The 24,340-nt window shown below is 59.8% G+C and carries 23 protein-coding genes, 5 pseudogenes and 1 riboswitch; of the genes and pseudogenes, 17 read left to right on the forward strand and 11 right to left on the reverse strand.

Going from position 1 to position 24,340, the window contains the following annotated elements; genetic code table 11:
• The first annotated feature begins 44 nt into the window (after positions 1 to 44).
• From BLM14_RS26235 to BLM14_RS26260, 6 genes are all read left to right on the forward strand, one after another.
• Positions 45 to 863, forward strand: a complete 819-nt coding sequence (locus BLM14_RS26235) for a carbohydrate ABC transporter permease (protein ID WP_100003402.1) — start codon at positions 45 to 47, stop codon at positions 861 to 863.
• Complete coding sequence (locus BLM14_RS26240) at positions 863 to 1,270, forward strand: DUF2160 domain-containing protein (RefSeq protein WP_100003032.1); 408 nt, start codon at positions 863 to 865, stop codon at positions 1,268 to 1,270. Before BLM14_RS26235 ends, BLM14_RS26240 begins: the two co-directional genes overlap by 1 nt.
• Before the next feature lie 63 nt (positions 1,271 to 1,333).
• Complete coding sequence (locus tag BLM14_RS26245; protein ID WP_100003033.1) at positions 1,334 to 3,058, forward strand: ABC transporter substrate-binding protein; 1,725 nt, start codon at positions 1,334 to 1,336, stop codon at positions 3,056 to 3,058.
• A 134-nt stretch (positions 3,059 to 3,192) separates the two neighbouring features.
• Positions 3,193 to 4,185, forward strand: coding sequence for a GAF domain-containing protein (locus BLM14_RS26250; RefSeq protein WP_100003034.1), 993 nt, complete (start codon positions 3,193 to 3,195; stop codon positions 4,183 to 4,185).
• Between the two features lie 162 nt (positions 4,186 to 4,347).
• Entirely contained in the window at positions 4,348 to 5,865 is a 1,518-nt protein-coding gene (adh, locus tag BLM14_RS26255; protein WP_100003035.1) for an aldehyde dehydrogenase, read from the forward strand.
• Between the two features lie 46 nt (positions 5,866 to 5,911).
• Positions 5,912 to 6,268, forward strand: coding sequence for a DUF779 domain-containing protein (locus BLM14_RS26260; protein WP_237143729.1), 357 nt, complete (start codon positions 5,912 to 5,914; stop codon positions 6,266 to 6,268).
• A 616-nt stretch (positions 6,269 to 6,884) separates the two neighbouring features.
• Here the strand turns inward: BLM14_RS26260 and BLM14_RS26270 are convergent.
• Both BLM14_RS26270 and BLM14_RS26275 read right to left on the reverse strand, forming a co-directional pair.
• Positions 6,885 to 7,914, reverse strand: a pseudogene (locus BLM14_RS26270) (IS110 family RNA-guided transposase).
• 87 nt (positions 7,915 to 8,001) lie between these two features.
• Positions 8,002 to 8,418: pseudogene (locus BLM14_RS26275) on the reverse strand (3-keto-5-aminohexanoate cleavage protein); the annotation flags it as partial.
• A gap of 65 nt (positions 8,419 to 8,483) precedes the next feature.
• Between BLM14_RS26275 and BLM14_RS26280 the strand changes: the two are divergent.
• Positions 8,484 to 8,579: pseudogene (locus BLM14_RS26280) on the forward strand (helix-turn-helix domain-containing protein); the annotation flags it as partial.
• A 438-nt stretch (positions 8,580 to 9,017) separates the two neighbouring features.
• On the opposite strand, the gene BLM14_RS26290 reads toward BLM14_RS26280, so the two are convergent.
• Positions 9,018 to 9,980 (reverse strand): LysR substrate-binding domain-containing protein, encoded by a 963-nt coding sequence (locus tag BLM14_RS26290; RefSeq protein ID WP_162293255.1) that lies wholly within the window; start codon positions 9,978 to 9,980, stop codon positions 9,018 to 9,020.
• Between the two features lie 37 nt (positions 9,981 to 10,017).
• On the opposite strand from BLM14_RS26290, the gene BLM14_RS26300 reads away from it, so the two are divergent.
• Positions 10,018 to 11,196: an MFS transporter gene (locus tag BLM14_RS26300; protein ID WP_162293256.1), complete on the forward strand. Its 1,179-nt coding sequence runs from the start codon at positions 10,018 to 10,020 to the stop codon at positions 11,194 to 11,196.
• Between the two features lie 254 nt (positions 11,197 to 11,450).
• A riboswitch (cobalamin riboswitch) is annotated at positions 11,451 to 11,655 on the reverse strand.
• A 26-nt stretch (positions 11,656 to 11,681) separates the two neighbouring features.
• Here the strand turns inward: BLM14_RS26300 and zigA are convergent.
• From zigA to aztA, 6 genes and pseudogenes are all read right to left on the reverse strand, one after another.
• The gene (gene zigA / locus BLM14_RS26305; protein ID WP_100003041.1) at positions 11,682 to 12,905 is read right to left on the reverse strand and encodes a zinc metallochaperone GTPase ZigA; all 1,224 of its coding nucleotides are present in this window, start codon (positions 12,903 to 12,905) and stop codon (positions 11,682 to 11,684) included.
• A gap of 87 nt (positions 12,906 to 12,992) precedes the next feature.
• Positions 12,993 to 13,607: a ZinT family metal-binding protein gene (locus BLM14_RS32345; RefSeq protein WP_418314283.1), complete on the reverse strand. Its 615-nt coding sequence runs from the start codon at positions 13,605 to 13,607 to the stop codon at positions 12,993 to 12,995.
• 42 nt (positions 13,608 to 13,649) lie between these two features.
• A pseudogene (gene aztD, locus BLM14_RS26310) lies at positions 13,650 to 14,786 on the reverse strand (zinc metallochaperone AztD); the annotation flags it as partial.
• Positions 14,787 to 14,860: 74 nt separating this feature from the next.
• Entirely contained in the window at positions 14,861 to 15,853 is a 993-nt protein-coding gene (gene aztC, locus BLM14_RS26315) for a zinc ABC transporter substrate-binding protein AztC (protein ID WP_100003042.1), read from the reverse strand.
• A gap of 17 nt (positions 15,854 to 15,870) precedes the next feature.
• Positions 15,871 to 16,746, reverse strand: a complete 876-nt coding sequence (aztB, locus tag BLM14_RS26320; RefSeq protein WP_100003043.1) for a zinc ABC transporter permease AztB — start codon at positions 16,744 to 16,746, stop codon at positions 15,871 to 15,873.
• Complete coding sequence (aztA, locus tag BLM14_RS26325; RefSeq protein ID WP_100003044.1) at positions 16,746 to 17,594, reverse strand: zinc ABC transporter ATP-binding protein AztA; 849 nt, start codon at positions 17,592 to 17,594, stop codon at positions 16,746 to 16,748. The genes aztB and aztA overlap by 1 nt, the downstream gene beginning before the upstream one ends.
• A gap of 164 nt (positions 17,595 to 17,758) precedes the next feature.
• Between aztA and BLM14_RS26330 the strand changes: the two genes are divergently transcribed.
• The 5 genes and pseudogenes from BLM14_RS26330 to BLM14_RS26350 form a co-directional block, all read left to right on the forward strand.
• Positions 17,759 to 18,118, forward strand: a complete 360-nt coding sequence (locus BLM14_RS26330) for a Fur family transcriptional regulator (RefSeq protein ID WP_237143705.1) — start codon at positions 17,759 to 17,761, stop codon at positions 18,116 to 18,118.
• Complete coding sequence (locus tag BLM14_RS26335; protein ID WP_100003046.1) at positions 18,111 to 19,286, forward strand: CobW family GTP-binding protein; 1,176 nt, start codon at positions 18,111 to 18,113, stop codon at positions 19,284 to 19,286. Before BLM14_RS26330 ends, BLM14_RS26335 begins: the two co-directional genes overlap by 8 nt.
• Positions 19,287 to 19,311: 25 nt before the next feature.
• On the forward strand, positions 19,312 to 20,316 hold the full coding sequence (locus BLM14_RS26340) for a CobW family GTP-binding protein (protein ID WP_100003047.1): 1,005 nt from the start codon (positions 19,312 to 19,314) through the stop codon (positions 20,314 to 20,316).
• Between the two features lie 53 nt (positions 20,317 to 20,369).
• On the forward strand, positions 20,370 to 20,657 hold the full coding sequence (locus BLM14_RS26345) for a nitrate reductase (RefSeq protein WP_100003048.1): 288 nt from the start codon (positions 20,370 to 20,372) through the stop codon (positions 20,655 to 20,657).
• Positions 20,658 to 20,670: 13 nt separating this feature from the next.
• A pseudogene (locus BLM14_RS26350) lies at positions 20,671 to 20,840 on the forward strand (FAD-dependent oxidoreductase); the annotation flags it as partial.
• A gap of 408 nt (positions 20,841 to 21,248) precedes the next feature.
• On the opposite strand, the gene BLM14_RS26360 reads toward BLM14_RS26350, so the two are convergent.
• Together BLM14_RS26360 and BLM14_RS26365 are read right to left on the reverse strand one after the other, a co-directional pair.
• Positions 21,249 to 21,653: a type II toxin-antitoxin system VapC family toxin gene (locus BLM14_RS26360; RefSeq protein ID WP_100003050.1), complete on the reverse strand. Its 405-nt coding sequence runs from the start codon at positions 21,651 to 21,653 to the stop codon at positions 21,249 to 21,251.
• The gene (locus BLM14_RS26365; protein WP_162293257.1) at positions 21,653 to 21,910 is read right to left on the reverse strand and encodes a type II toxin-antitoxin system VapB family antitoxin; all 258 of its coding nucleotides are present in this window, start codon (positions 21,908 to 21,910) and stop codon (positions 21,653 to 21,655) included. Before BLM14_RS26365 ends, BLM14_RS26360 begins: the two co-directional genes overlap by 1 nt.
• Positions 21,911 to 22,269: 359 nt before the next feature.
• Between BLM14_RS26365 and BLM14_RS26375 the strand changes: the two genes are divergently transcribed.
• The 4 genes from BLM14_RS26375 (at position 22,270) to BLM14_RS26390 (ending at position 24,327) form a co-directional block, all read left to right on the forward strand.
• Positions 22,270 to 22,533, forward strand: a complete 264-nt coding sequence (locus BLM14_RS26375) for a DNA -binding domain-containing protein (protein ID WP_100003405.1) — start codon at positions 22,270 to 22,272, stop codon at positions 22,531 to 22,533.
• A gap of 444 nt (positions 22,534 to 22,977) precedes the next feature.
• Complete coding sequence (locus tag BLM14_RS26380; RefSeq protein ID WP_100003052.1) at positions 22,978 to 23,331, forward strand: DUF2958 domain-containing protein; 354 nt, start codon at positions 22,978 to 22,980, stop codon at positions 23,329 to 23,331.
• A gap of 340 nt (positions 23,332 to 23,671) precedes the next feature.
• Positions 23,672 to 23,956 carry a toxin-antitoxin system TumE family protein gene (locus tag BLM14_RS26385; protein ID WP_100003406.1) on the forward strand — a complete coding sequence of 95 codons (285 nt, stop codon included), beginning with the start codon at positions 23,672 to 23,674 and terminating at the stop codon, positions 23,954 to 23,956.
• Entirely contained in the window at positions 23,953 to 24,327 is a 375-nt protein-coding gene (locus BLM14_RS26390; protein ID WP_100003053.1) for an HVO_A0114 family putative DNA-binding protein, read from the forward strand. The genes BLM14_RS26385 and BLM14_RS26390 overlap by 4 nt, the downstream gene beginning before the upstream one ends.
• Positions 24,328 to 24,340: the final 13 nt, after the last annotated feature.

Here is a 24,340-nt window from a genome sequence, read left to right on the forward strand (position 1 = left end):
ACGACATCCAGCAAGGAAAAATAGCAAAGGCGCTGGCGCGACAGATGCGCAAGCGCGGCGACGAATCCAAATTCTGGTGGCTGATCCCGACGCTCTACATCATCTTCCTGATGCTGCCGATCTACTGGCTCATCAATATGAGCTTCAAGACAAACAATGAGATCATGAACTCATTTGCACTTTGGCCGCAGAACCCGACGCTGCACAATTATGCGGTCATTTTCACCGATCCATCCTGGTACAAGGGTTATATCAATTCCATCATCTATGTGGTGATGAACACGGTGATCTCGGTGCTGGTGGCGTTGCCTGCAGCCTATGCCTTCTCACGCTACCGGTTCCTCGGCGACAAGCATTTGTTCTTCTGGCTGCTGACCAACCGCATGGCACCGCCCGCCGTGTTCGCGTTGCCGTTCTTCCAGCTCTATTCGGCCTTTGGCTTGATCGATACGCATATCGCCGTGGCGCTGGCGCACTGCCTGTTCAATGTACCGCTCGCCGTGTGGATCCTCGAGGGCTTCATGTCCGGGGTGCCCAAGGAGATTGATGAGACGGCCTATATCGATGGATACTCATTCCCGCGCTTCTTCGTAAAGATATTCGTACCGCTCATCGCCAGCGGCATCGGCGTTGCGGCCTTCTTCTGCTTCATGTTCTCATGGGTGGAACTGCTGATCGCCCGCACCTTGACGACGACTGCTGCCAAGCCGATCGCTGCCATCATGACCCGCACGGTTTCGGCTTCCGGCATGGACTGGGGCGTTCTGGCTGCGGCCGGTGTGCTGACCATCATTCCGGGCGCCATCGTTATTTATTTCGTCCGCAACTACATCGCCAAGGGCTTCGCCCTGGGGAGGGTATAATGGAAGCGACTAGGCGTTGGCCTGTAGTGCTGGCGGCAGTCGTCGCCGCTTTCGCAATCATGGTCGGGCTGCTTGTGGGAGCGGTTCCTTTCAAGGATGGTGCGCGTGACTGGTTCGCGCCACTGGTCAAAGGCGGCTGGATGGCCTGGACGTTCCCGACGGCACTGTTTTTCTTGACTATTTTCTTTCTGATGTCGCTGATGGCCGTATGGGAATATGCATCCCCAGGCGGCAATCCGCGTGTTGGTATCCTGCGCTTTGAAACAACGCGCGGCGACCGGCTCTTCGTTACGCTGCTCGGCAGCGCCTTCATTCATCTCGCCTGGCTGGGACTTGTCGGTCCGAACCTCTGGTGGGCTTTGGCTTTATCCGCGGTCTATGCCATCGGCGTATTCCGCTATGTCTAGAAATTAGGTGCCCGGCACCCGCCGGACATTTGACGATGCAATCGCAACTTTGGGAGGACAATCATGCGAACGCGAATTTTAACGACAACGACAGCCTTGGCGCTGCTGTTCGGTGCAGGCAGCGCCTGGGCCGGAATGGACGAAGCCAAGGCATTCCTTGACAAGGAGATTGGTGACATGTCGACCCTCGACAGGGCGGCGCAGGAAAAGGAAATGCAGTGGTTCGTCGATGCGGCAAAGCCTTTCGCCGGCATGGACATCAAGGTGGTTTCCGAAACCATCACCACGCACGATTACGAGTCCAAGACACTCGCCAAGGCATTCACCGATATCACTGGCATCAAGGTCACCCATGACCTGATCGGTGAAGGTGACGTGGTGGAAAAGCTGCAGACGCAGATGCAGTCGGGCGAAAACATCTATGATGCCTATATCAACGATAGCGATCTGATTGGTACGCATTGGCGCTATCAGCAGGCACGCAGCCTGACCGACTGGATGGCCAACGAAGGCAAGGATGTCACCAATCCCGGCATCGACGTCGATGATTTCATCGGCAAATCGTTCACCACGGCACCGGACGGCAAGCTTTATCAATTGCCTGACCAGCAATTCGCGAACCTCTACTGGTTCCGCTATGACTGGTTCAACGACGAAAAGAACAAGGCCGACTTCAAGGCCAAATACGGCTATGACCTCGGGGTCCCGGTCAATTGGTCAGCCTATGAAGATATCGCCGAGTTCTTCACCGGCCGGGAGATCGATGGCAAGAAGGTCTTCGGCCATATGGACTATGGCAAGAAGGACCCATCGCTTGGCTGGCGCTTCACCGATGCCTGGCTCTCCATGGCTGGCAATGGCGACAAGGGTATCCCGAATGGTCTGCCAGTCGATGAATGGGGCATCAAGGTCAACGACAAATCGCAGCCTGTCGGCTCTTGCGTCGCTCGCGGCGGTGATACCAATGGTCCAGCCTCAGTTTACTCGATCCAGAAATATCTCGATTGGCTGAAGGCTTATGCTCCGCCGGAAGCTCAGGGCATGACCTTCTCTGAATCCGGACCGATCCCGGCGCAAGGCAATGTCGCCCAGCAAATCTTCTGGTACACGGCCTTCACCGCAGACAGTGTCAAGGACGGGCTGCCGGTCGTTAATGCTGACGGTACACCGAAATGGCGCATGGCCCCGAGCCCGCATGGCGTTTACTGGAAAGACGGCATGAAGCTCGGTTATCAGGATGCGGGTTCCTGGACGCTGCTGAAGTCCACTCCGGATGATCGGGCAAAGGCTGCCTGGCTCTATGCCCAGTTCGTAACATCGAAAACCGTCGACGTGAAGAAGAGCCATGTTGGCCTTACCTTCATTCGCCAGTCGACGCTCGATCACAAGAGCTTCACCGACCGTGCACCAAAACTAGGCGGTCTGGTCGAGTTTTATCGCTCGCCGGCACGCCTGCAATGGTCGCCGACGGGTACCAACGTTCCGGATTATCCGAAGCTGGCTCAGCTCTGGTGGCAGGCGATCGGCGATGCTTCGTCCGGTGCGAAATCCGCACAGGAAGCCATGGACTCGCTATGTTCCGAGCAGGAGAAGGTTCTCGGACGCCTCGAAAAGTCAGGCGTGCAGGGTGATATCGGTCCGAAACTGGCCGAGGAACATGATCTTGCCTACTGGAATGCCGAGGCAGTCAAGGCCGGCCATCTGGCACCCCAGTTGAAGATCGAGAACGAAAAGGAAAAGCCCCAGACCATCAACTACGATGAGCTGGTCAAGAGCTGGAACAAGTAAGTTTCGGATGACATTGGCTGGTGGCGGAGGTGTCCGCCGCCAGCTGTGACGACAAAATCGACCATTGACGGCAAGTCAAAGTAGCATACGCTGGCAATAGCGATGGTAGTTCGCTTGAACTTTGGGAGGAGGCCATGGCAACGCGGCATGATGGCTTGCATGCCGAACATATACAGTCCGCATTGATCGGAAGTGCCGCTGCACAATCTGCGCTGATCGCATCCTGGGGCCGTTCGATGCGTCTTTACGGTTTGAATCCCGAAGAAGGCACTCCGAAAGTGCTCACCGACCGTGAACTGAAAGATGCGCGCGAACGGCTTGGATCATTAATCGATACCGCAGAGTCGACGCTGGACCGCCTTTATTCCGCCGTCGGTGGTGCAGGCTGCTGTGTCCTGCTAGCTGACAAGGATGGAATTCCGGTCGATCGTCGCGGCTACGAAGGAGATGACGCGACATTCCGTACGATCGGTCTTTGGACCGGAGTAGTGTGGAGCGAGGAGAGCGAAGGGACCAATGGAATCGGTACCGCGCTTGCCGAACAGAGGGCGCTTACCATCCACCGGGATCAACATTTCCGCAGCCGGAACACTGCGCTGTCCTGTACTGTTGCCCCGATTTTCGATCATCGGGGCCGCCTGATTGCGGCAATTGACGTCTCCTCGGCCCGCCGCGACTTGACCGAGGATTTCGTCAAACTCATTGCTGTTGCCGTGGTTGATGCCGCGCGCAGGCTCGAGGCTGAGAACTTCCGGTTGGTATTCCCCAAGGCAAGAATCGTTTTGGCGCAAGGCGCGGACGCCGCGAGCGAACGAGCCATGCATGCACTGATTGCTGTGGATGAGGATGATCTCGTTATCGGCGCTTCCCGCGCAGCACGCCATATGCTTGGATTGACCGATGAATCGCTCCGCAAGCCCTTGCCGGCTTCTGACGTTCTGGGCGAGCAAGCCAATGCCGAGCTCGATTATGCCACCGCAGAACGAGGCGCCATCCAGCGTGCTTTGGCACGTTCTGGCGGCAACATATCCGCTGCCGCAAACAATCTGGGTATCAGCCGCTCCACCCTGCATCGCAAACTGAAACGGCTCGGCTTTCCCGATAAGGTGTCGTTCAGCGATTTCTAACCGCAACTGTCGCAGAACTGCGACACATCAACGACGGCCCTGCCTTGGCTGGGCTGACATATAACTCATAGAGCGCGATCCTTGCCTTTGATACCGCAGGAGGCGGTGTTTTCAACGCAGCCGGTTTGCAGGAGCGAGCTGCGCTGCAAGGGAGGAAAATCCGTGAACAAGATAGAGTTCCACCGCACAGCCAAACCCTATTTCAAAAAGCGCTATGGCAACTTCATTGGCGGCAAGTTCGTCGAACCGAAGGCCGGCCGTTATTTTGAAAACACGTCGCCGGTAAACGGTCAGGTTCTTTGCGAGATCGCCCGTTCCGACGCAAGTGATGTCGATGCGGCACTCGACGCAGCGCATGCTGCCAAGCAAGCCTGGGGCCGTACGAGCCCTGCTGAACGCAGCGTCATGCTCAACAAGATCGCACAGGTGATGGAAGACAGCCTCGCTGTGCTTGCCCAGGCGGAAACCTGGGATAATGGCAAGCCGATCCGCGAAACCACGGCGGCTGATCTGCCGCTCGCCATCGACCATTTCCGCTATTTCGCCGGTGCGATCCGCGCACAGGAAGGTGGTATCTCGGAAATCGATCACGATACGGTGGCCTATCATTTTCATGAACCGCTCGGTGTCGTCGGTCAGATCATCCCGTGGAATTTCCCGATCCTGATGGCAGTGTGGAAGCTTGCCCCGGCATTGGCTGCGGGAAATTGCGTCGTGCTGAAGCCTGCAGAACAGACCCCTGCATCCATCCTGGTGCTCGCCGAACTGATCGCAGATATCCTGCCGCCCGGCGTGCTCAACATTGTCAATGGTTTTGGCCTCGAGGCTGGCAAGCCGCTTGCCTCGAGCCCCCGCATTGCCAAGATCGCTTTCACAGGCGAGACGACGACCGGCCGGCTGATCATGCAGTATGCCAGCCAGAACCTGATACCGGTGACACTGGAGCTCGGCGGCAAGTCCCCCAACATCTTCTTCAAGGATGTTACGGGCGAAGATGATGATTTCTTTGACAAGGCAATAGAAGGCTTCGTTATGTTCGCCCTCAATCAGGGCGAAGTATGCACCTGTCCGAGCCGCGCTCTTGTCCATGAGGCCATCTATGACAAGTTCATGGAAAAGGCGCTGAAGCGCGTGGAGGCGATCGTGCAAGGCGATCCGTTGGATCCGGCGACCATGATCGGCGCTCAGGCTTCAAGCGAACAGCTGGAGAAAATCCTCTCCTACATGGACATCGGCAGACAGGAGGGTGCCGAGGTGCTGATCGGCGGCGAACGCAATTTGCTCGCCGGTGATCTGGCGGGTGGATATTATGTGCAGCCGACCGTCTTCAAGGGTCATAACCGCATGCGCATCTTCCAGGAAGAGATATTTGGACCTGTTGTTTCAGTGACGACCTTCAAGGACAATGACGAGGCGCTGTCGATCGCCAACGATACGCTCTATGGCCTTGGCGCAGGTATCTGGAGCCGCGATGCAAATACTTGCTACCGCTTCGGACGTGCGATTCAAGCAGGCCGCGTCTGGACAAACTGCTACCATGCCTATCCGGCGCATGCCGCATTCGGTGGCTACAAGCAGTCTGGCATTGGCCGTGAAAACCATCTGAAGATGCTGGACCACTACCAGCAGACCAAGAACATGCTCGTCAGCTACAGCCCAAAAAAACTCGGTTTCTTCTAAGATCGTCGGCTAGAAATAAACATCGGTGGCACTTTTTGCGCCACCGATGATGTTTTGCTGGAGGGAGCAAATGGAAGATAAAGTCAGCGCTACACCTGCTGCGCTTGAACTGATAGCGACGCTTCAGTCGGAGTACGGGCCGATTTTGTTTCATCAGTCTGGCGGCTGTTGCGACGGCTCGTCACCGATGTGTTATCCAAAAGGCGATTTTATCATCGGCGACCATGACGTTCGGCTCGGTGAAATCGGTGGAGCTCCCGTCTACATCAGCGCCCCGCAATATGACGTGTGGAAGCACACCGAGCTTATCACAGACGTTGTCCCAGGTCGCGGCGGCATGTTTTCGCTCGATAATGGCCGGGAAGTGAGATTTCTGACGCGATCAAAAGTTTGCATCATCTAAGACGGTACCCCATCGTTTATTAATGGCCGATTAAGCCGTCAATTAGAAAGGCGCGGCCCAAATGCTGGTCGTCTCGCATTTGCCGTTGCTATCAGGAGGCGTCGGATCAATCGAACAGAATTCGTAACTGCTGGATCGATTTCGCATCGATTGCTGCATAGCCAGAACCAGGCCGTGGCTTGCGCCTTCCGGATCCCTGTTGGGCTGCGACCGCAAGTGCGTTGAGGACATCCAGGCACAAGTCGAAAAGCGCTATTATCTGCATTTTCAAAGGAACGTCTTCCATCAGTCGTCGCCACGCTTACTAAACAGCCTAGTGTTCTTGGTATGTGCCCGAAAATCGCATAATGGCTTGTGTGGTTGCCGCCCGGGATGCAAGAAGTTTTTGAACCTTATGAACAGTGATCGAGTGCGGTCTTGTGTCAGGCCTCATGGAAGCGGCCTGTCTGGCGCCGCGGGCCGGTATGGTGATCTGCGGATCAGGTCCTAATCTCGTCTGCGAGCACAAAGGCTCAGAGCCATTAGCTGGTTTTCCTGATCCAGATCTGTTCGATCATTTGCCCATTCAGGTCATTGCCTTCTCACACTGCTTTACCGGTGATTGTCGTTGCGACGATCATGCCGCCGCAATCAGTGCCGGATCGTTGTAATCTTCTCCCTTCGTCAACATGGCCCAGATTGCCCGCGCCATCTTATTGGCCAGGGCGATTGCGACCAGCATCTTCGGTTTTCTCACCAGCATCTGGTCCAGCCACGATCCCTCAGTGATGGACCTGCGCCCGAGCCAGGTCAACCGCGACATTGCCCCGATGATCAGCAACTGGCGGATGTCGGCCTGGCCGGCCTTCGAGACGCGCCCGAGCCGCTCCTTGCCGCCCGAGGAATGCTGTCGTGGAACGAGCCCAAGCCAGGCAGCGAAATCCCGGCCACGCTTGAAGCTTGCCATCGCAGGAGCGAAGGCCTCGACCGCAAGCGCGACGATCGGGCCAACCCCCGGCATTGTCTGCAACCGTCGCGTCGTATCGGATTCGGCCGCCACTTCCTTGATCCTCCTCGTTTTGGTCTGGATACGCACTGTCTTCTCGCAGATTTGCGCCAGAAGATCCCGGCATTCCTCGCGGACCAGACCTGGCAGGTCGCTCTTTGGTTCATCGGAGGAGCGCCTCGATGCGCTTGAGGTGGACGATGCCCTGCGGGATTGTATGACCATATTCGTAGAGCACTGCTCGCAGGGCATTCACAAGTTCGGTGCGCTGATGGACGAGTCGGTCACGGGCCCGGAACAGCACCGCCCTGGCTTGCTGCCATTCCGACCTGGGTTCCACGAAGCGCATCTCCGGCCGCTGCGCCGCGATGACGATCGCCTCGGCGTCGGCCGCATCGTTTTTCTGCCGCTTCACGAACGGCCGGACATACTGTGGCGCAATCAGTTTCACCTCATGGCCGAACTCCGCGACCTGTCGAGCCCAGTAGTGCGCGCTGCCGCAGGCTTCCATCACCACGACCGCAGGTGATTGATCCGCTATGAACTTCAGAAACTGGGACCGTGAGAGCTTTTTGCGAAACTTCACCTGACCCGTCATCGACGCTCCGTGGAGCTGGAAAACACTCTTTGCCAGATCCACACCAATCATCGTATCCTTCATTTTGCCGCCTTCTCCGCTTTGTGGGTTATGCTTGGCCATCGGCCGGAGATATGTTGCTGGCGCCAAGTATACGAGATCGCCATCGCCGAAATTCATGGAGCCGCAGTCAAGGGTGCAGATTTCAGGCTTGAGCTTGGGGTCACGGCAAAGACGGTCCAAGTGTTGAAGCCGCTCAATTGGGCCGAGCAGATCTGTTCCCGGTCCCGCTAGCTGGCTCTCGGGCGTTTCAGTGAGCACTAAATCGCCTGCCATCCCGCAGCTGACGTTGATGATGACATCCGTGCCACTGTCCCGGATCAGAGATACGATCTCCGCGAAAAGTTCTGGGTCCCTGCTTTGCTGACGAGTTTGCGGGTCACGCGCGTGGAGGTGGACGATTGCAGCACCCGCCTTTGCGGCCGAGATGGCTGCGTCCGCAATTTCCCTGGGGGTGGCCGGTATCCGTGGATGGCGCGAGACCGTGTCTGCACCGCCGGTTACCGCGCAAGTGATAAAAGTACCCATTGTAATTCCTCAGTTGATTACAGGCGGCCCCGTTTCTAAGCCGCCGAAGGTGAGACGACAGACCTCGACCTACACTCGCTCCTGCGCTCAACCTCGTTGGCGAACTCGGCCTGCGTGAGATGACAGGCAGGGGGAGGTTTCGGGCGTGGGGAATTGTGTGATCGACCTTCATCATTTTAATCGCCGCCAGCTTTACGACATTATCAAACTTGACGACCTTGCATGCAGCCTCAGCATTGGCGGAAACAGGAGGTTGTCAGGCGCGCGAATAAACGCAGAAGGACGTGTCGCGCCGGCGAACTCGCCGTCGCCCGCCTGGAACAGCGCGCCGACGTCTATGTAAGCTAAACCGCGGTGCAGGTCATCGCGATCCTGAAGGAGCATGCGGCGGGGATCCCCGTGGCGGATTTGGATTCGCCCGCCTTTCTCAGCACCGCCGGTCAACTTGCGTCTCAGCGTGTCGAATTCCGAACGACCGGTAAGCGCTCACGACCTTCCAGCAGCAGCAATCAAGGGCAGCACAGGGTCGCGCGCGGCCACCCAGTGCTCCCATGCGAAACGACCGAATTGCGGACAGACCAGACATTGGCTGAGTCCTTTCAGCCTGTCCCTTTCATTTCTGCACTGCCCTTCCTCAACCAGTCGCGCATTTGTCGCGCGGGTCGTGACAGGTGCGTCGTGTCAGGGGTCAGCAGATGATACTGTTCCCGTCCCGGCAGCACCGGGCCGGGAAGCTGAACAAGACGCCCCGACCGCAGATGTTGGCCGCAGGAGAGATGGTCGCCGATGGCAATGCCAAGACCGCGTAGCGCCGCGTCGATGCACAAATGCATGCGGTTGAAGAATAGGTGGTTGTCAACATCGTCCAGCATGACGCCTGCCGCTTCGCAATAGCGCCGCCACCAGTAGAGCCCGCGCTCGTGGATCAGCCTGTGCGCAGCGTAGAAGCCAGGTGAGGCCGGATCGGGGCCCTTCGCGATCAATGCGGGCGAGGCGACCGGGAAGGCGCTGAGGTCCAGGAAGGGTTCGGATCGGAAGCCGATCAGCGCCGCCGGTCCCCAGGTCAGCACCAGATCGACATCGCCGGGCAGGCTTCGCGGCGGGTCCGGGCGGCAGCGGAGATCGACGTTGAGCCGCAGCGCGTCCAGCGTCTCCGCCGTCAGCCGCGGCATGAGCCACAAGACCGCCAGATCGGATTCCACATCCAGAACGACTGTTCCCTTGGCAGTGCCGCGCTTCAGAAGCCCGACGCCAAGCGCCAGATCGGCGAAGGACCGGGCGACGGTGCGGGCGAGGAGGCCGCCTTCGCCGGTCAGAACGACATGGCGGGCGTGGCGCTCGAAGAGTTCAACGCCCAATTCCATCTCCAGATTGCGCACGTGGCGGCTGACGGCGGCATGGCTGACCCGCAGTTCCTCCGCAGCCCCAGCGAAGCTGCCATGCCGGGCGGCGGCCTCGAAGGCGCGGGTGGCGTTGAGGTTCGGCAGTTTGCGCATGAGATTAGTATAACAAAACCGTACGCTTGGGGCAAAATAATTTCCTTGAGCAAAAGGCAATGGCACGGCATTTTCTGAGACAATGCCACACCACGAGGATGCCATGACCCGACCGCAGAAACCCCAAACCCGGATGATCGTCGCGCTGATCCTCGGCGTGACGATCTACGGCTTCGCGATGGGCACCACCTATCCGCTTCTGGGTCTCTTACTGTCGGATCAGGTGTCAGGCGCGCTCAATGGCCTGAATACGGCTGCGACCGGCCTCGGCCTCATGGCCGGCGTGGTGCTGGTGCCGGGCCTCGGCCGCCGCTTGGGCGCGGGTCGAACGGCGCTGGCAGGTGTGGGGTTGATGGCGGTGGCGCTCATTGCGCTGGCCTTCCTGCGGGACTTCTGGCCGGTGTTCGCGGCCCGCGCGATTCTGGGCTGCGGTGCGGGTCTCATGTTCATCGTCGCCGAAACGGCGCTAAACGCCGCCGCGGCCCCCGAGCGGCGCGGGCGGATCATGGGCGTCTATACCGCTGCCAGTGCTCTCGGTTTCGTACTCGGTCCCGCGATGATTGCTCTGATGCCCGACCGCCCGGCCGCGCTTCTCCTCGGTTGCGCCGCGATTGCGCTGATGGCCCTGATCCCTTTCGCCGCGGTGGAGCGTCCGGTGAGCCGCTTGGTCGTGCCGGGATCGGCGCGCCACATCGTGTCGGCGATCACAGCCTTTCCTTTTGCCTTCGGCTTTCTCTTTATCGCGTCGATGATTGATGCCGTCGCCATCAGCCTCATGCCGGTTATCATGCTCGATCGCGATTTCGACGTCTCGCAGGCGGTGCTGCTCGCCGCGGTGTTCCATGTCGGCCTGGTGATCGGGCAGCCGCTGATCGGGCTGGCGCTGGACAGGGCTGGCCGCCGCCGCACGGTGCTCGGTTGCTGCGGCCTATCGCTCGCCTGCACCCTGCCGCTGGTCTACGGATCGAGTATGGAGTTCTGGCCCGTAGCTGGGCTAATGCTGGTCTGGGGCGGCGCGAATTACGGGCTCTACACCGCTGCGCTCGCGCTGATCGGCGACCGCTTCCAGGCTGAGAAGCTGACGGGGGCCACCGCCGCCCTTGCCTCCGTCTATGCTCTGGCTGCTGTCATCGGCCCCGTCGTCGCCGGCGGCATGATGTATGGGCTCGGCGCGCAGGGGCTATTCGGGGCAGCAGCGGTTGTCTATCTGACGGCGCTCTGCGGTGGCCTTTGGCTATTCCGGCCGGTCGAGCCGGAATGGCAGAAGCATCAAATCCGCTGATGTCCGCAATGGGGCTCGATCGTGCCATTCGCAATGCATGTCGTAGACTCTACAACCGCTCGGCTTCGACTGCGGGCGACTGCTGCGCACGTCCCGCCTCGGACCCTCGAGGGGCATTTGCGGGAGAGTGTGGAATCCTACGCTCTCATGACCGTCATTGGGTCTAAGGTAGAACGGACGATCATGCGGCCCGGAGGATGGCGCGCAGGACGGCCCGGGGCCGCCTTCGAGCTTTCTCCCGGCACACCCCGTCCGGTCAATTCTCGCTGATGGCAGGTCTCCTGGCTCGCGGGTCTCAGCGCGATCTTGCCTTCCCGGCCTTTCGGTCAGTGGCGTGTCGGATCTTGCTCGCCGCTTACAGTTGCGGGGGCAGCCATGGTCTTGGCCTGAAGAGCCGCACCATGTTCCCTTTTCACCCCGGCACTTTCGAACCAGGGAACCATCGTGTGGCAGTGTATTGGCGGGGTGAACGGGCCGCTGCGTCATCAAGCCGCCTGCCGTTCCCAGATCGGGAAGGGGTCGGGCAGGTCGCGCCAGCGGCCGGGCATGAAGTCGGCTTCCGGAACGAGACAGGCATCGAGTTCGGCCCGCAGGGCCGCCTCGTTCATCGGATCGCAGCCGATGAAGACGATCTCCTGCCGGCGGTCGCCCCAGATCGGATCGAGATAGGGCTTCATCGCGGCCTTCCATTCGGGATGATCCGGCCATTGATGCTTTGGCACGGAAGCCCACCACAGCCCTCGCTTGCCGGTGCGGATGAGCGCGCCGGCCTGGCTGATCTCGCCGACATAGTGGGGCCGCGTGGCCAGCCAGAAGAAACCTTTGGCGCGCACAACACCGGGCCACGATCTGTTGGTGAAGTCCTTGAGCTTCATCGGGTCGAAGGGCCGCCGCTCGCGGTAGACGAAGGAACGGATGCCGTATTCCTCCGTCTCGGGCACGTGGTCCTTGAAACCGTTCAACTCCTTGAACCAGAGCGGGTGCTGCTCGGCCCTCTCGAAGTCGAAGCGGCCGGTGTTGAGAACCTTGTCCAGCGGCACCTGCGCAAAATCGACCTCGATCAGTTCTGCATCGGGATTGAGCGAGCGGACGATCTTTCGCGCCAGATCGAGATCATGCGGCGAGGCGGCCGACACCTTGTTCATCACGACGACGTTGGCGAACTCGATCTGCTCGACCAGCAGGTCGACCAGGGCGCGGTCGTCGCCATCGCCTGCTGTTTCACCGCGGTCGCGCAGGAAATCCCGGGAGGAATAGTCCTTCAGCAGGTTTGCGGCATCGACGACTGTGACCATCGTGTCGAGGCGCGCGACGTCAGACAGGCTTTCGCCATTTTCGTCGCGGAAGTCGAAGGTAGTGGCGACCGGCAACGGCTCGGCGATGCCGGTTCCCTCGATCAGCAGATAGTCGAAACGGCCCTCTTGCGAGAGCTTGCGCACTTCCTTGAGGAGATCGTCGCGTAGCGTGCAGCAGATGCAGCCATTGGTCATCTCGACCAGCTTCTCGTCGGTGCGCGAGAGGTTTGCGCCGCCATCGCGTACGAGGGAAGCGTCGATGTTCACCTCGCTCATGTCGTTGACGATGACGGCGACGCGGCGTCCCTCGCGATTGTTGAGGACGTGGTTCAGGAGCGTGGTCTTGCCGGCGCCGAGGAATCCGGAAAGCACGGTGACGGGGAGGCGGAGATTGGGTTTGGCTGTGTCGAGCATGGCGTGTCTCTTGGTCTTGCGGACGTGCGGAGGGAGCACGCCCGGCCTGAGCGGCCGGGCGCAGACGATGCGAGCGGATCTACGCGGTCAGTGCGCCATCATCTCGCTTACGATCTCCTTCGCACTCAGAGAGGACGGATAGTAGGTCGGCCAATTCGTCACCTCTTCCAGCAACGCGGAGCGATCATTGCCCCAGTAGAGGTGGTAGTGGCCGGCTGCCTCCGGCGCGATCTTGTGGTCGCTGAACTGGATGTATTGCGGCGCGGCGGCATCACCTTCGGTCTTCTTGAAGATGAAGCGCACGCCACGATTGCCCTTCTCATAGGTCAGGATCTCATAGCCATCGCTGGCATAGCGGGCCTCAAGCGGCTTCCCATCCTTGAAGAACTTCACGGAGTCGCCGTTGATCTCGATCCGCTCCACGTCTGTCCGATAGCCGATCTCGTAATAAGCCCGGTACTCGTCGGCGCTCTGGTCGCCGGTCTCTGCCTTGTGAGCCATCACCGGATCGAGCGTCCCATCCTTCAGATAGGGATAGACCGACTGCCAATCGCCGGCCCAATCGGACAGTGCGCGCTCCTTGATCTGATGGTCCTCGAAGTAGCCCTTGTAGACCTGGTCATCACCGTGATCGTGGCTGTGCGCGTGTTTATTCTCACCGCCCTCGTCGTGAACCTCGCCGCTTCCGCCGACCGCAACGATGTTGTAGGGCTTGCCGTCGACAGCGATCTCGCCAGCCTTCGCGAAGGAGGCAGCATCGACGAGATGAAGCTTGCCTTGCAGCGGGTCGGTCACAACGATCTTGTCGCCTGCGACCGCGATGCGCGGACGCGGATCGTTCCAGTGACCGTCCATCGAATAGGGATCGGTCAGCTTCAGTGAATTGGCGATCTTGCCGGCAACGACATCGAGCTGATGAAGCTGGCCGTCTTCGGTGAAGACATAGGCAAACTTCGGTCGAGTTGGATCGACGGCGAAATGCACGCGCCGGGTCGGCAGTTCGATCAGCCGGAAGGCGTCGCTCTCGACCGTCGGATCGATCAGCACCACCTTGTCGGCGCCGTAGTTGCCGAGGAAATACTGTAGACCGCGACCACCGATCAGCGTTGTAGACTTGCCGTCGGGCAAAGAGTCCGAATAGGGCAGATGCTTGATCTCTGGCGCTCCGTCGCCATGCGTGACGACGAGCAGGCCCGTTGCACAGGCAAACGCCAGAATATTGCCAGACGACGCCTCGCCATGGAGGTCAGGGCATGCGGCAATTTCGCCGACCTGTTTGCCGGATTCGTCAACGGTCCTGATGCCGACCGGGAGCTCGTCCGGCTTTTCCTTGTTCGGCTCCGATAGCAGCACATGGGAGCCATATGCGACTGCGACGCCGTGCTGCGGCGCGTCCGTCTTCACTTCCTGGACGTCCGACTTGCCCTCCAGCACCGCCTTCTCCGAGATGATCCGGGCGACACCTTCGCCATCGAAAAAAGCAGTGAACTCGCCGCCATGCTCGACGAAATGGGACGGCTTCTGGCCGGTGATCTCTGTGCCCGTCAGCTTTGGAGCTTCGACGTCGATATCTCCATGATCGCCATGGTCATCGAAGGAAATGCCGCTGGCGATGGCAGTGACCAATCCGGCATCTCCCTGTCTGGCAAACACGATGCGGCCGCTGTCGCTGCTATAAAGCACCGCTGGACTCTTGATTTGGAAGGTCTCGAGAGCCTCGCCCTTGATGGCATCGATGACCGTCACCTTCGCCTCCTCGCGATCCGAGACGAACAGGCGCCATGCAGTGACATCTTCGGCAAGCGCGGTTCCGGCCGACAGCGACAGAACCACCGCAATGGCCGTGGCTGAGGTAAGCTTCATCTTCATATCACTCTCCATTATGTTATTACATTACGACGCAGGTTCAAAGAAAAGGCGGATTTCTCCGCCTTTCCGTTGGTGTTTGCGGACGCTTAGCTTCCGAGGATTGCGCCTTTGATCGTGCTCAGATTGTGCTTCATCATGTCGATGTAGGTCGCCGCCGTACCGCTCTCGTCGGACAGCGCGTCGGAATAGAGCGTGCCGCCGACCTTGATGCCCGTTTCCGAGGCGATTTGCTCGATCAGGCGCGGATTGGTGATGTTCTCAAGGAAGATCGCCGACGCCTTGTCTTCCTTGACCTGTTTGATGAGAGCAGCGACATCGGCCGCCGAAGCTTCCGATTCCGTGGAAACGCCCTCGGGAGCGAGGAACTTCAGACCGTATTCGTGTTCGAAATAACCGAAGGCGTCGTGCGAGGTGATGACGACGCGCTTGTCTTCGGGGATTTCGGCCACGGACGCCTTGATCTCCGCTTCCAGCGCATCGAGCTTCTCGCCATAAGCCTCGGCGTTCGCCTTGTAGGTGTCGCAACCTGCGGCATCAGCAGCGCAGAAAGTGTCGGCGATGTTCTTCACATAGATTTCGGCATTGTGAACCGACTGCCAGGCGTGCGGATCGAACTCGCCATGGTGGTGATGGCCTTCATGAGCTTGCTCGTGACCTTCTTCACCGGCTTCGTGTTTCTGTTCGCCCTCGGCGGTCTTATCATCATCGTGATGATGCTCTTCCTCGGCACTCTTGAGCACCTCGCCGCCTTTCGTCAGTTCCACCACCGGCGCCTTGATGCCGCTCGCCTCGACGAGACGCTGCAGGAAGCCCTCGAACTGAAGGCCGTTGACGAGCACAACGTCGGCCGCACCGACCGCAGCCGCGTCGGCGGGCTTCGGTTCATAGACATGGGCGTCACCGTTCGGGCCGACCAGCGTGGTGATGTCGATCCGATCGCCGCCAACATTCTTGGCGAAATCCGCAATGATCGAAAAGCTGGCGACGACCTTGAGGTTTTCGGCCGAGGCAGTGGCAAGTGCGGCCGGAAATATTGTCATGACGCTCACGGCGGCGGCGAGCTTCAGCATTCTGGACATTCGATCGACTCCTTTGTTCAGGCGGTGCGGTGGGAAGCGTGCCGGACGCGCGTGGCGAGAACGCCGCGCGTGCCGGCAATGATGGAAAGCAGGTAGACCACGCCGGCCGACAGGATGATGGCCGGGCCTGAGGGCAACGAGGCGTGATAGGAAAGGAGCAGGCCGGAGATGCAGGACGCCACGCCGATCGCGACCGCCAACAGGCACATCGGCTCGATGCGTGAGGTCCAGAAGCGCGCGGCCGCGGCCGGCACCATCATCAGCCCAACCGACAGCAGCGTGCCGAGCGCCTGGAAACCACCGACGAGGTTGAGCACCACCAGTCCGAGAAAGATGAAATGGACCGGGGGGCCAAGCCGCGACACCGAGCGCAGGAACAGCGGATCGAGGCATTCCGCGACGAGACCGCGCCAGAAGATGGCGAGGGCGACCAGGGTCACGACGGTGATCGTGCCGATCAGGCTCAATGCATCGTTGTTCAACGCCAGCACGGTGCCGAAAAGGACGTGCATGAGATCGACATTCGAGCCGCGCAGCGACACGATCAGCACGCCGAGCGCCAACGAGATCAGATAGAAGGCGGCCATCGAGGCATCCTCCTTCTGGATGGTCAGACGGGATACGGCGCCGGCACCCAGCGCCACGACCACGCCGGCCGCCAATCCGCCCAGTGTCATCGGGATGATCTGCAGGCCATAAAGCAGGAAGCCGGTGGCCGCACCCGGCAGGATCGCGTGGGCCATGGCGTCGCCGGTTAGGCTCATCCGGCGCAACATCAGGAACACACCGACCGGGCAGGCGCCGACCGACAGCATCAGTGCTCCCGCGAGTGCCCGCTGCATGAAGGCGAACTCGACGAAGGGCGCAATCAGGTACTCGTAGAGAAAGAGCATCAGGCTGCACCCCTGTGACCGGCATTGCCCGCTTGCGCCGGCTGCTCGACTGGCCCGTGTTGCGCCAGACCGTGCACAGGACGATGATCGTGGACATGCGCGTCGCTGTGGACATGTTCCTCGGGCACGCACCAGGGTGCATCTTCGTTCCATGCCTCGTGGAATTGCCGCGCGCGTAACAGATTCTCGGGCGCGAGCGTCTTTCGGGCCTCGCCCCAGGCCACGGGACGGCGGGCCAAGAGCAAGGCTTCGGGAAAGTGCTGCCGCACGAGATCGAAGTCGTGGACGACGACCATGATCGTGCGCTGTTCTCCATGCCAGCGCTTGATGAGGTCGATCAGGTCGGCGACGGTTCTTGCGTCGATGGCGTTGAAGGGCTCATCGAGCAGGATGAGATCCGCATCCTGCACCAGCACTCGCGCGAACAACGCCCGCTGCAACTGGCCGCCCGACAGCGTGTCGATCGGCCGCTTCTCGAAGCCCTCCATCCCGACGGCCGAAAGCGCATTTGCGACCGCTGCGCGGTCCTCGGGGCGATAGCGGCCGAGAAGACCGCGCCTGGGCCACAGGCCGAGCGAGACCAGATCGACGACGCGGGCCGGAAACGACCGGTCCAGTTCCGACAGCTGCGGCAGATAGGCGAGCTTCACGCCCTGCGTGGCGGTGCAGGCGCCGGCCATCGGCTTCAGGACACCGACGATTCCCTTCATCAAGGTCGACTTGCCGGATCCGTTCGCGCCAACCACCGCAGTCAGCGACCCCTTGGCTACCACCCCATCCAGGTGATGAACCGCCGGATGGCTGTTGTAGCCCAGCGTCAGGTCCTCAAAGGTCACGCATGCAGACATTCGTTCCGTCCCCTGTAAGCTGCCTGGCTTTCACTCTTGACGGTGGAATACGTTATGTTATTACATTCGTCAATTGATAATGTTATATTGTAACGACGATGGATGCTGCAGTCACCACCCCTAGGGAAGCTTCGAACCGGCGACACGGCCGGAATCGTCAGCTCGTGCGCGAGGCGTTGGAGCAAGCACAAAAGCCGATGAGCGCGTACGAACTCCTCGAGCTTCTGCGTGAGGACGGGCTGCGCTCTCCACTCCAGGTCTATCGCGCCCTGGAACAACTCATCGAGGACGGCACCGCCCACAAGATCGAGAGCCTCAGCGCCTTCGCGCTTTGCACGCGCGCCGAGTGCGGCACAGACGGTCATGCGACCTTTGCGATCTGTACGAAGTGCGGGCGGGCCGAGGAGTTCCACGATCATGCGCTGGAGCGCGTGTTGCGCCGGCTTGCCAGGAGGGAAGGCTTTCGCACCATGGCGACCACGGTCGAACTGTCGGGCCTGTGCGAGACCTGCGCCCATGGATAAGACACCGGTCTTCGTGTTGACCGGTTTTCTCGGCGCCGGAAAGTCGACTCTTCTGAATCGGCTGCTCGCCGATCCGGCCTTTTGCGACACGGCCGTCATCATCAACGAGTTCGGCGACGTCGCGCTCGACCACGACCTCGTGCGCGTCGGCAAGACGCAGATCACCCGCACGACGACAGGATGCCTCTGCTGCACGATCGGCAGCGACGTCAGGTCGACCTTGCACGAGCTCCACATTTTGGCGACTCGCGGCGAAATCTTTTTCGACCGCGTCATCGTCGAAACCACCGGGCTCGCCGATCCCGCACCACTCGTGAACCAGCTCATGCCGGGCGGCTCCCCGGCCTTTGGTCTGCGCGATCATCTCGTCGCGCGAAATTTCGAGCTCGCAGGCGTCGTCACCCTCGTCGACATCGTCACGGGCGAACTGTCGATCGAAAACCATTTTGAGGCGGCCAAGCAGATCGCTTTCGCCGACCGCATCGTCCTGACCAAGTCCGATCTGGCGCGCGATCCGGCCTCGCTCCGGGATATCGAGAGCCTCAGGGCACGGCTGGCTGCGCTCAATCCCGCTGCGCCGATCGACAACTCCCACCAGGCCGTATTCGATCCAGCCGCGCTCTTTCAGCGACGCGTTTATGCACCCGCATCGCTCGGCGATGACGTGATCGGCTGGTTGGCGCTCGAGGAAGCCATCCGCGGTGATGGCGGTCACAGTTCGAATGGGACCGCCAAGCCGGGAGCATCGCCGTTCGCGCGTCACGGGGGACGAATCCGCACCTTTGCGGTCACCCGCGAGTTGCCGATCGGACGAGACGCATTCCAGGCGTTTCTTGGCCTGCTGTCGATGTCCGCGGGACCTCGACTACTCAGGGTCAAGGGTCTTGTGCACGACCGCGATGAGCCGGAACGCCCCCGCGTCATTCATGCGGTCCAGCACGTCGTCTACCCACCGGCAATCCTCGACGGCTGGCCGAGCGCAGATCGCCACACCCGCCTCGTTTTCATCACCGACGGCATCGACCCGGAGCCGGTGCGGCAGCTCTTTGAAGCCGCCCTTGACGGCAAGCCGATCAAGGCAGGACGGGCGCTGAGGCAACTCGCCTCGGCTGTTGCAGAAACCTTCAGGTCAGGGGCGACCCAATTGGCGCGCGCCCTGACCAACTGACCACAACGAACAACAGGAGACGACCATGTCCACCCAACCTGCTGAACAGACGCCCGTCACGGTCCTCACCGGCTATCTCGGCGCCGGCAAGACGACGCTCTTGAATCGCATCCTGTCGGAGCAGCACGGCAAAAAGTACGCCGTCATCGTCAACGAGTTCGGCGAAGTCGGCATCGACAACGATCTGATCGTCGATGCCGATGAAGAAGTGTTCGAGATGAACAATGGCTGCATCTGCTGCACGGTTCGCGGTGATCTTATCCGCATCATCGAGGGGCTAATGCGGCGCAAGGATCGCTTCGACGCCATCCTCATCGAGACGACTGGCCTCGCCGACCCGGCACCGGTCGCACAGACCTTCTTCATGGACGATGACGTTCGTCAAAAAACGAAGCTCGACGCCATCGTCACCGTGGTGGACGCCAAGCATCTGCTGGGCGAGATCGATCACGCCCACGAGGCGCAGGAACAGCTTGCCTTCGCCGACATCGTCATCCTCAACAAGACCGATCTGGTGACGGTCGAGGAACTGGCCGCCGTCGAGGCGCGCATCCGCAAGATCAACCCGACGGCGACAATCAGGCAGTCCACGCGTTGCGACGTGCCGCTTGATCAGGTGCTCAATCGCGGCGCCTTCGACCTCGACCGTGTCCTCGAATTCGAGCCGGATTTCCTCGATGGCGATCACGACCACGAACATGACGACCATGTGACCAGTTTATCGCTTGTGACCGAGCAGCCGCTCGATCCGAGAAAATTCCTGCCTTGGGTGCAAATGATCACCCAGCGTTTCGGCATGGATATCCTGCGCATGAAAGGTATCCTCTCCTTCAAGGACGACGACGATCGCTTCGTGGTTCAGGCCGTTCACATGCTGCTCGAAGGCGAACACCAGCGGCCATGGAAGAAGGGCGAGAAGCGCATAAGCCGGCTTGTCTTCATCGGCCGCAACCTGCCGAAGGACATTATTGAGGACGGCTTCCTGAAGTGCCGGGCCGAACCGGATTACGTCACCGCGCTGAGCGCATAAGCCATCAACGCATTCATGACGGAACCTTTGCGGATCGCGGAGCCACAACAAGAATGAATCGTCTCGCGAACCCGTTCGCGCCGCGCCGCGCGCTGCCGGAGAAGAGCCGGCAGATCAAGGCATGGGTGCGCGAGCTTTGTAAGCTGGACGATGCTGTCGTCGTGTCGATCACCGAGCTCGCCTGTCGCGATGATGGCTGTCCCGACATCGAGACCGTGATCGGCATCATGCGGCCGGGTGAGAAGATCGAGACGATCCGCATCCACCGGGCCATCGCAGAGGTAATGAGGGAGGATGTGGCCGGCGCTGTCAGCAACCGGAATCGAGCAGTCCCAGACTGAAAGGATCCAGTTGATGCGTTTTGGAGTGATCATCATCGGGGGCGGCCACGCCGGAATGGCCGCGGCCCTGCAGTTGCTTCGCGCGCGGCGCCAGGTCCTCATCATCGATGCCGGTTGCGGGGGAACCGGTTTGCCAGCCATTCACATGGTTTCCTGTCGCAGGACGGTGCCGATCCTGGAAAACATCCGCGAACTATCGCACGTGACGGTCGAAGTCCAACCGATCGCACGGTGAATGCGGACACCGGCATCAGTCCTTGGGTCCGCAATGCCGACGGCCGGGAAGCTCGGCAAGGTGTTCATGCCTCAATAGAATCGCGCTGCCGCCGTGCGCTATCCGATGAGCGGTCAGACTAAACGCGTTTGAAATTGCGAAGTGAAAGCCACATTTGGGCGTCTGCCTTCGGCACCGCTGTCCTACTCGCCGGTTTCACCGGCTCCCCGAACCATCCGCACCCCTCGCCAGCCTGCGCATCGGCGCTTCCGGTCTTCAGCTCCGCAAGCCCGTCCTCTGCCTGCTTCGTCAAGGCTCCCGGCACGCCCGTTTCGGCCCATGCGGGTTACGGCCAGACTGACGCATAATTAGGCTGCTTATGGCTTGGTCTCTACGTCGGTATTGCGCAACAGTTGATCAAGTGTGAGAAGCGGCTGCCGCATCGCCTTGGCATAGGCATAATGAAAACAGTCGAAATTGCTTAGGTAACGCTTGCCAATACCGTGCTGTTCAGCGACGGCCACGGCATAGGAGAGTACGCGCCGAGGAACAGCCGGATCGCGAAGTTTGATGTTGCGGTCTTCAAGCCATTCAACGACTGCGCCCTCTGCCTCACTGTAGCGGCAATTGAGCTGGTCCGGCCGAGACAGAACGATTATCGCTTCCCAAGCTGCAAGCGTTGAGGTCACCGGGGTAATGGCTTCCAGCAAAGCGGCTTCATGAGCCGCAGCCGTTGCCTCGCCTGCCATCATGGATACGATCGCGCATGCGTCAACGAACATTATTCGTCGCCGCCACTGAGGTCATGATCAAGATCGTGATAAGCGGCGGGAGAAACCGGCTTCCGGCCGGCTGCAAAGGACAGCCCCCGTTTTTCGAGGATGCGACGGGCAGCCTCACTTGGCGCTTCCTTGCGGCGGCGGGCCTGGATCGTCTCTTTCAGTGCAACAATGACGGCCTCGGTGATACTCGTGCCATCGAGATCGGCAAGCTTGCGCGCCAGACCGTCGGCTTCACTGTTTCGAATGTTCAAGACCATCTGTGTAGCTCCCAATGTGTAGTACATATATGGAAAGTGTGTAGCATATGCAATGGGACGTCAGGATATTTGAATCCGGACATCGGCGGGACCGTCCGTCAGATACCCACGACTGTCTACTTCTACAGCGGTGGCGCTTCGCGCCAACTCCGTATGATCAGCGGGGGAGCGCGCCCGCCGGTCTCTCCCGCGCAACAGGCAAAAACGGTCGGCCGCCCTTCAACGCTCGAGCCCGCCGGCGACGCCGGCGAACTCTGCGAGCGGCTCGGGCTGATCAGACGAGTGGCATCATACGCGGCTTGCCGTTTTGCCGGGGAGCCGTATTATGACTGAAGTCGCCAATCACTCCAAAATCGATGATGAGCAAGCCTTTGCGGGAAGACGGCCCGCCTTTGACAGAAAGAGTGAATGACTACGACGAGGTACATTTCGTGACCTATCTGCGTCTGCTCGATGCCGACGCAGACGGCGCCGACTGGCGCGAGGCGGTCGAGATCATATTTGGCATTGATGCAGATGCCGATCCTGTTCGCGCAAAACGCATCCATGATACACATCTCGCGCGTGCCCGCTGGATGAGCAAAGTCGGATACCGGCACCTACTCGAACCGCGCATGCAGTGACGCCCCGCCGGGCTACTGGCGAGCGGCTTGACATCGGTTCTATGGGGCTTTCTGATTGATCCTTGCTTCGCCATGATTCGATAACGTCCGAAAAGGCCGTTTTGCTCAAGGTGATGAAGGCGGCGCTTGCTACGCAAGCACTCTATCTGTCTTGGGGGGAAAGACGTGCGGCCGTCTCTCCCCAGCAACAGGCAAAAACGGTCTCCCCGTCCTTCCGCGCTCGAACCCGCCGGCGTCGCCGGCGAACTCTCCCTTGTGCAGGACCAGGGTGAGGATTTGCCTTCAGCGGACCTCGCCCTGTCCCTTCGGGCGGGTGATCCCCCTCCGGTTTTCGCCATGCCCCCTCTCTCTCCGGTCGGATCGCCGACTGCTCGGGAGCAGGAGCGGGGCTCCTGCCCCTTGCGGGACAGGAAGACCGCTTCGCGTGAAACAGGAGAAAACCAGATGTCTGACCTCATCACCAATGAACAACTTGCACAGATGGTAGAGAACTACCGCACAAATGCCGCCCGCTCGGAAGAGGGAAGTGCGCCGGTTGATTACAAGCCGGTTGTGAAACTCTTCATGCCGACAGGCCGAGCCACTTGGTTGCTGACAGAATACGATCCCGACTTTGTCTTCGGTTTGTGCGATCTTGGTTTCGGGTTTCCGGAATTAGGGAATGTCGCTCTCGAGGAATTGCATTCGGTCGTTGGTCCCTTTGCCCTCAAGGCCGACCGGGATACGAGCTTTCAGGCGACAATGACGCTAGGCAAATATGCCGAGGAAGCCCGGCGAAACGGAGGGATCACGGCATGAGCCGCTTCTACCTCACCATGATCAATGAGGGCCGCACCGATGACGAGGCCGTTGCGGACCTTCTTTCTGCAAGGCTTCTTTGACAAGGAGTCCGATTTTGACGAACCGGAACTCTGGCTTGGAACCTGCCTTGAGGAGTTTCCAACCATGGAATCCTTGATCGAGGAAGCCCGCAGCCGGGGATACGAGGTCCGGGGCCTGAAACCCACCGATGTCATACCATGCTGGCCGAGGCCGGTCAGAAAAACGAACCGACCATATGGGAGCGCATCGGCCTGATTTTCTGATCAGGCTGTTGTCGTAATTGACAGCGATGCATATTGATGTCATAAAGGACAGCATGAAGGCCGAGAAAATCGAATATCTCAAGAGTATTCTAGCAGATGGCGCGGTCATCGAAATGGTTGTCTGGAAAGTCCCGCAACCGGTTCCCGGCAGCAACCATTTGTACAAATACCGCCTGTTTTTCGGCAGAAATGGCGAACGTATCGTCGGGTTCGACAATGAACGGGGCAAGGGCGATCATTGCCACCTCGATGGCAAGGAATTTCGCTATACGTTCGTGAACACACAGAAACTCAAGAAGGACTTTCTTGCGGAAGTCCAAAGGAGGTTGAAGCCATGACCCGAGCAGTGATCCAGATACGGCATGAAGCTGACGAAATGGCTGCAATTACAGCGATGGCGGATCAGTTCTTTGACGCATGGGAAAGTGGAAACCAGCAAGACCCTGTTGCCGTTCTCACCTTCAGTTCGCCTGCGCAACTATTCACCATCATATCGCCCAAGCGTTGGGAATTGATTGAGCAATTGCAGAAAATCGGCCCGACCAGCATTCGCGGACTTGGCCGCTCCCTCAACCGAGGGATCAAGCGGGTTCACGAGGATGTCTCGGTCCTGATCGATTGGGGCATCATCGAGAAGGACGATGAAGGCAAGGTGTTTGTGCCTTACAACGAGATCGAGGCAGATTTTACCCTCAAAGCCGCCGCATAGCAGGAGGAATTCC

This window comes from Phyllobacterium zundukense, from assembly GCF_002764115.1.
Taxonomy (GTDB): Bacteria; Pseudomonadota; Alphaproteobacteria; order Rhizobiales; family Rhizobiaceae; genus Phyllobacterium; species Phyllobacterium zundukense.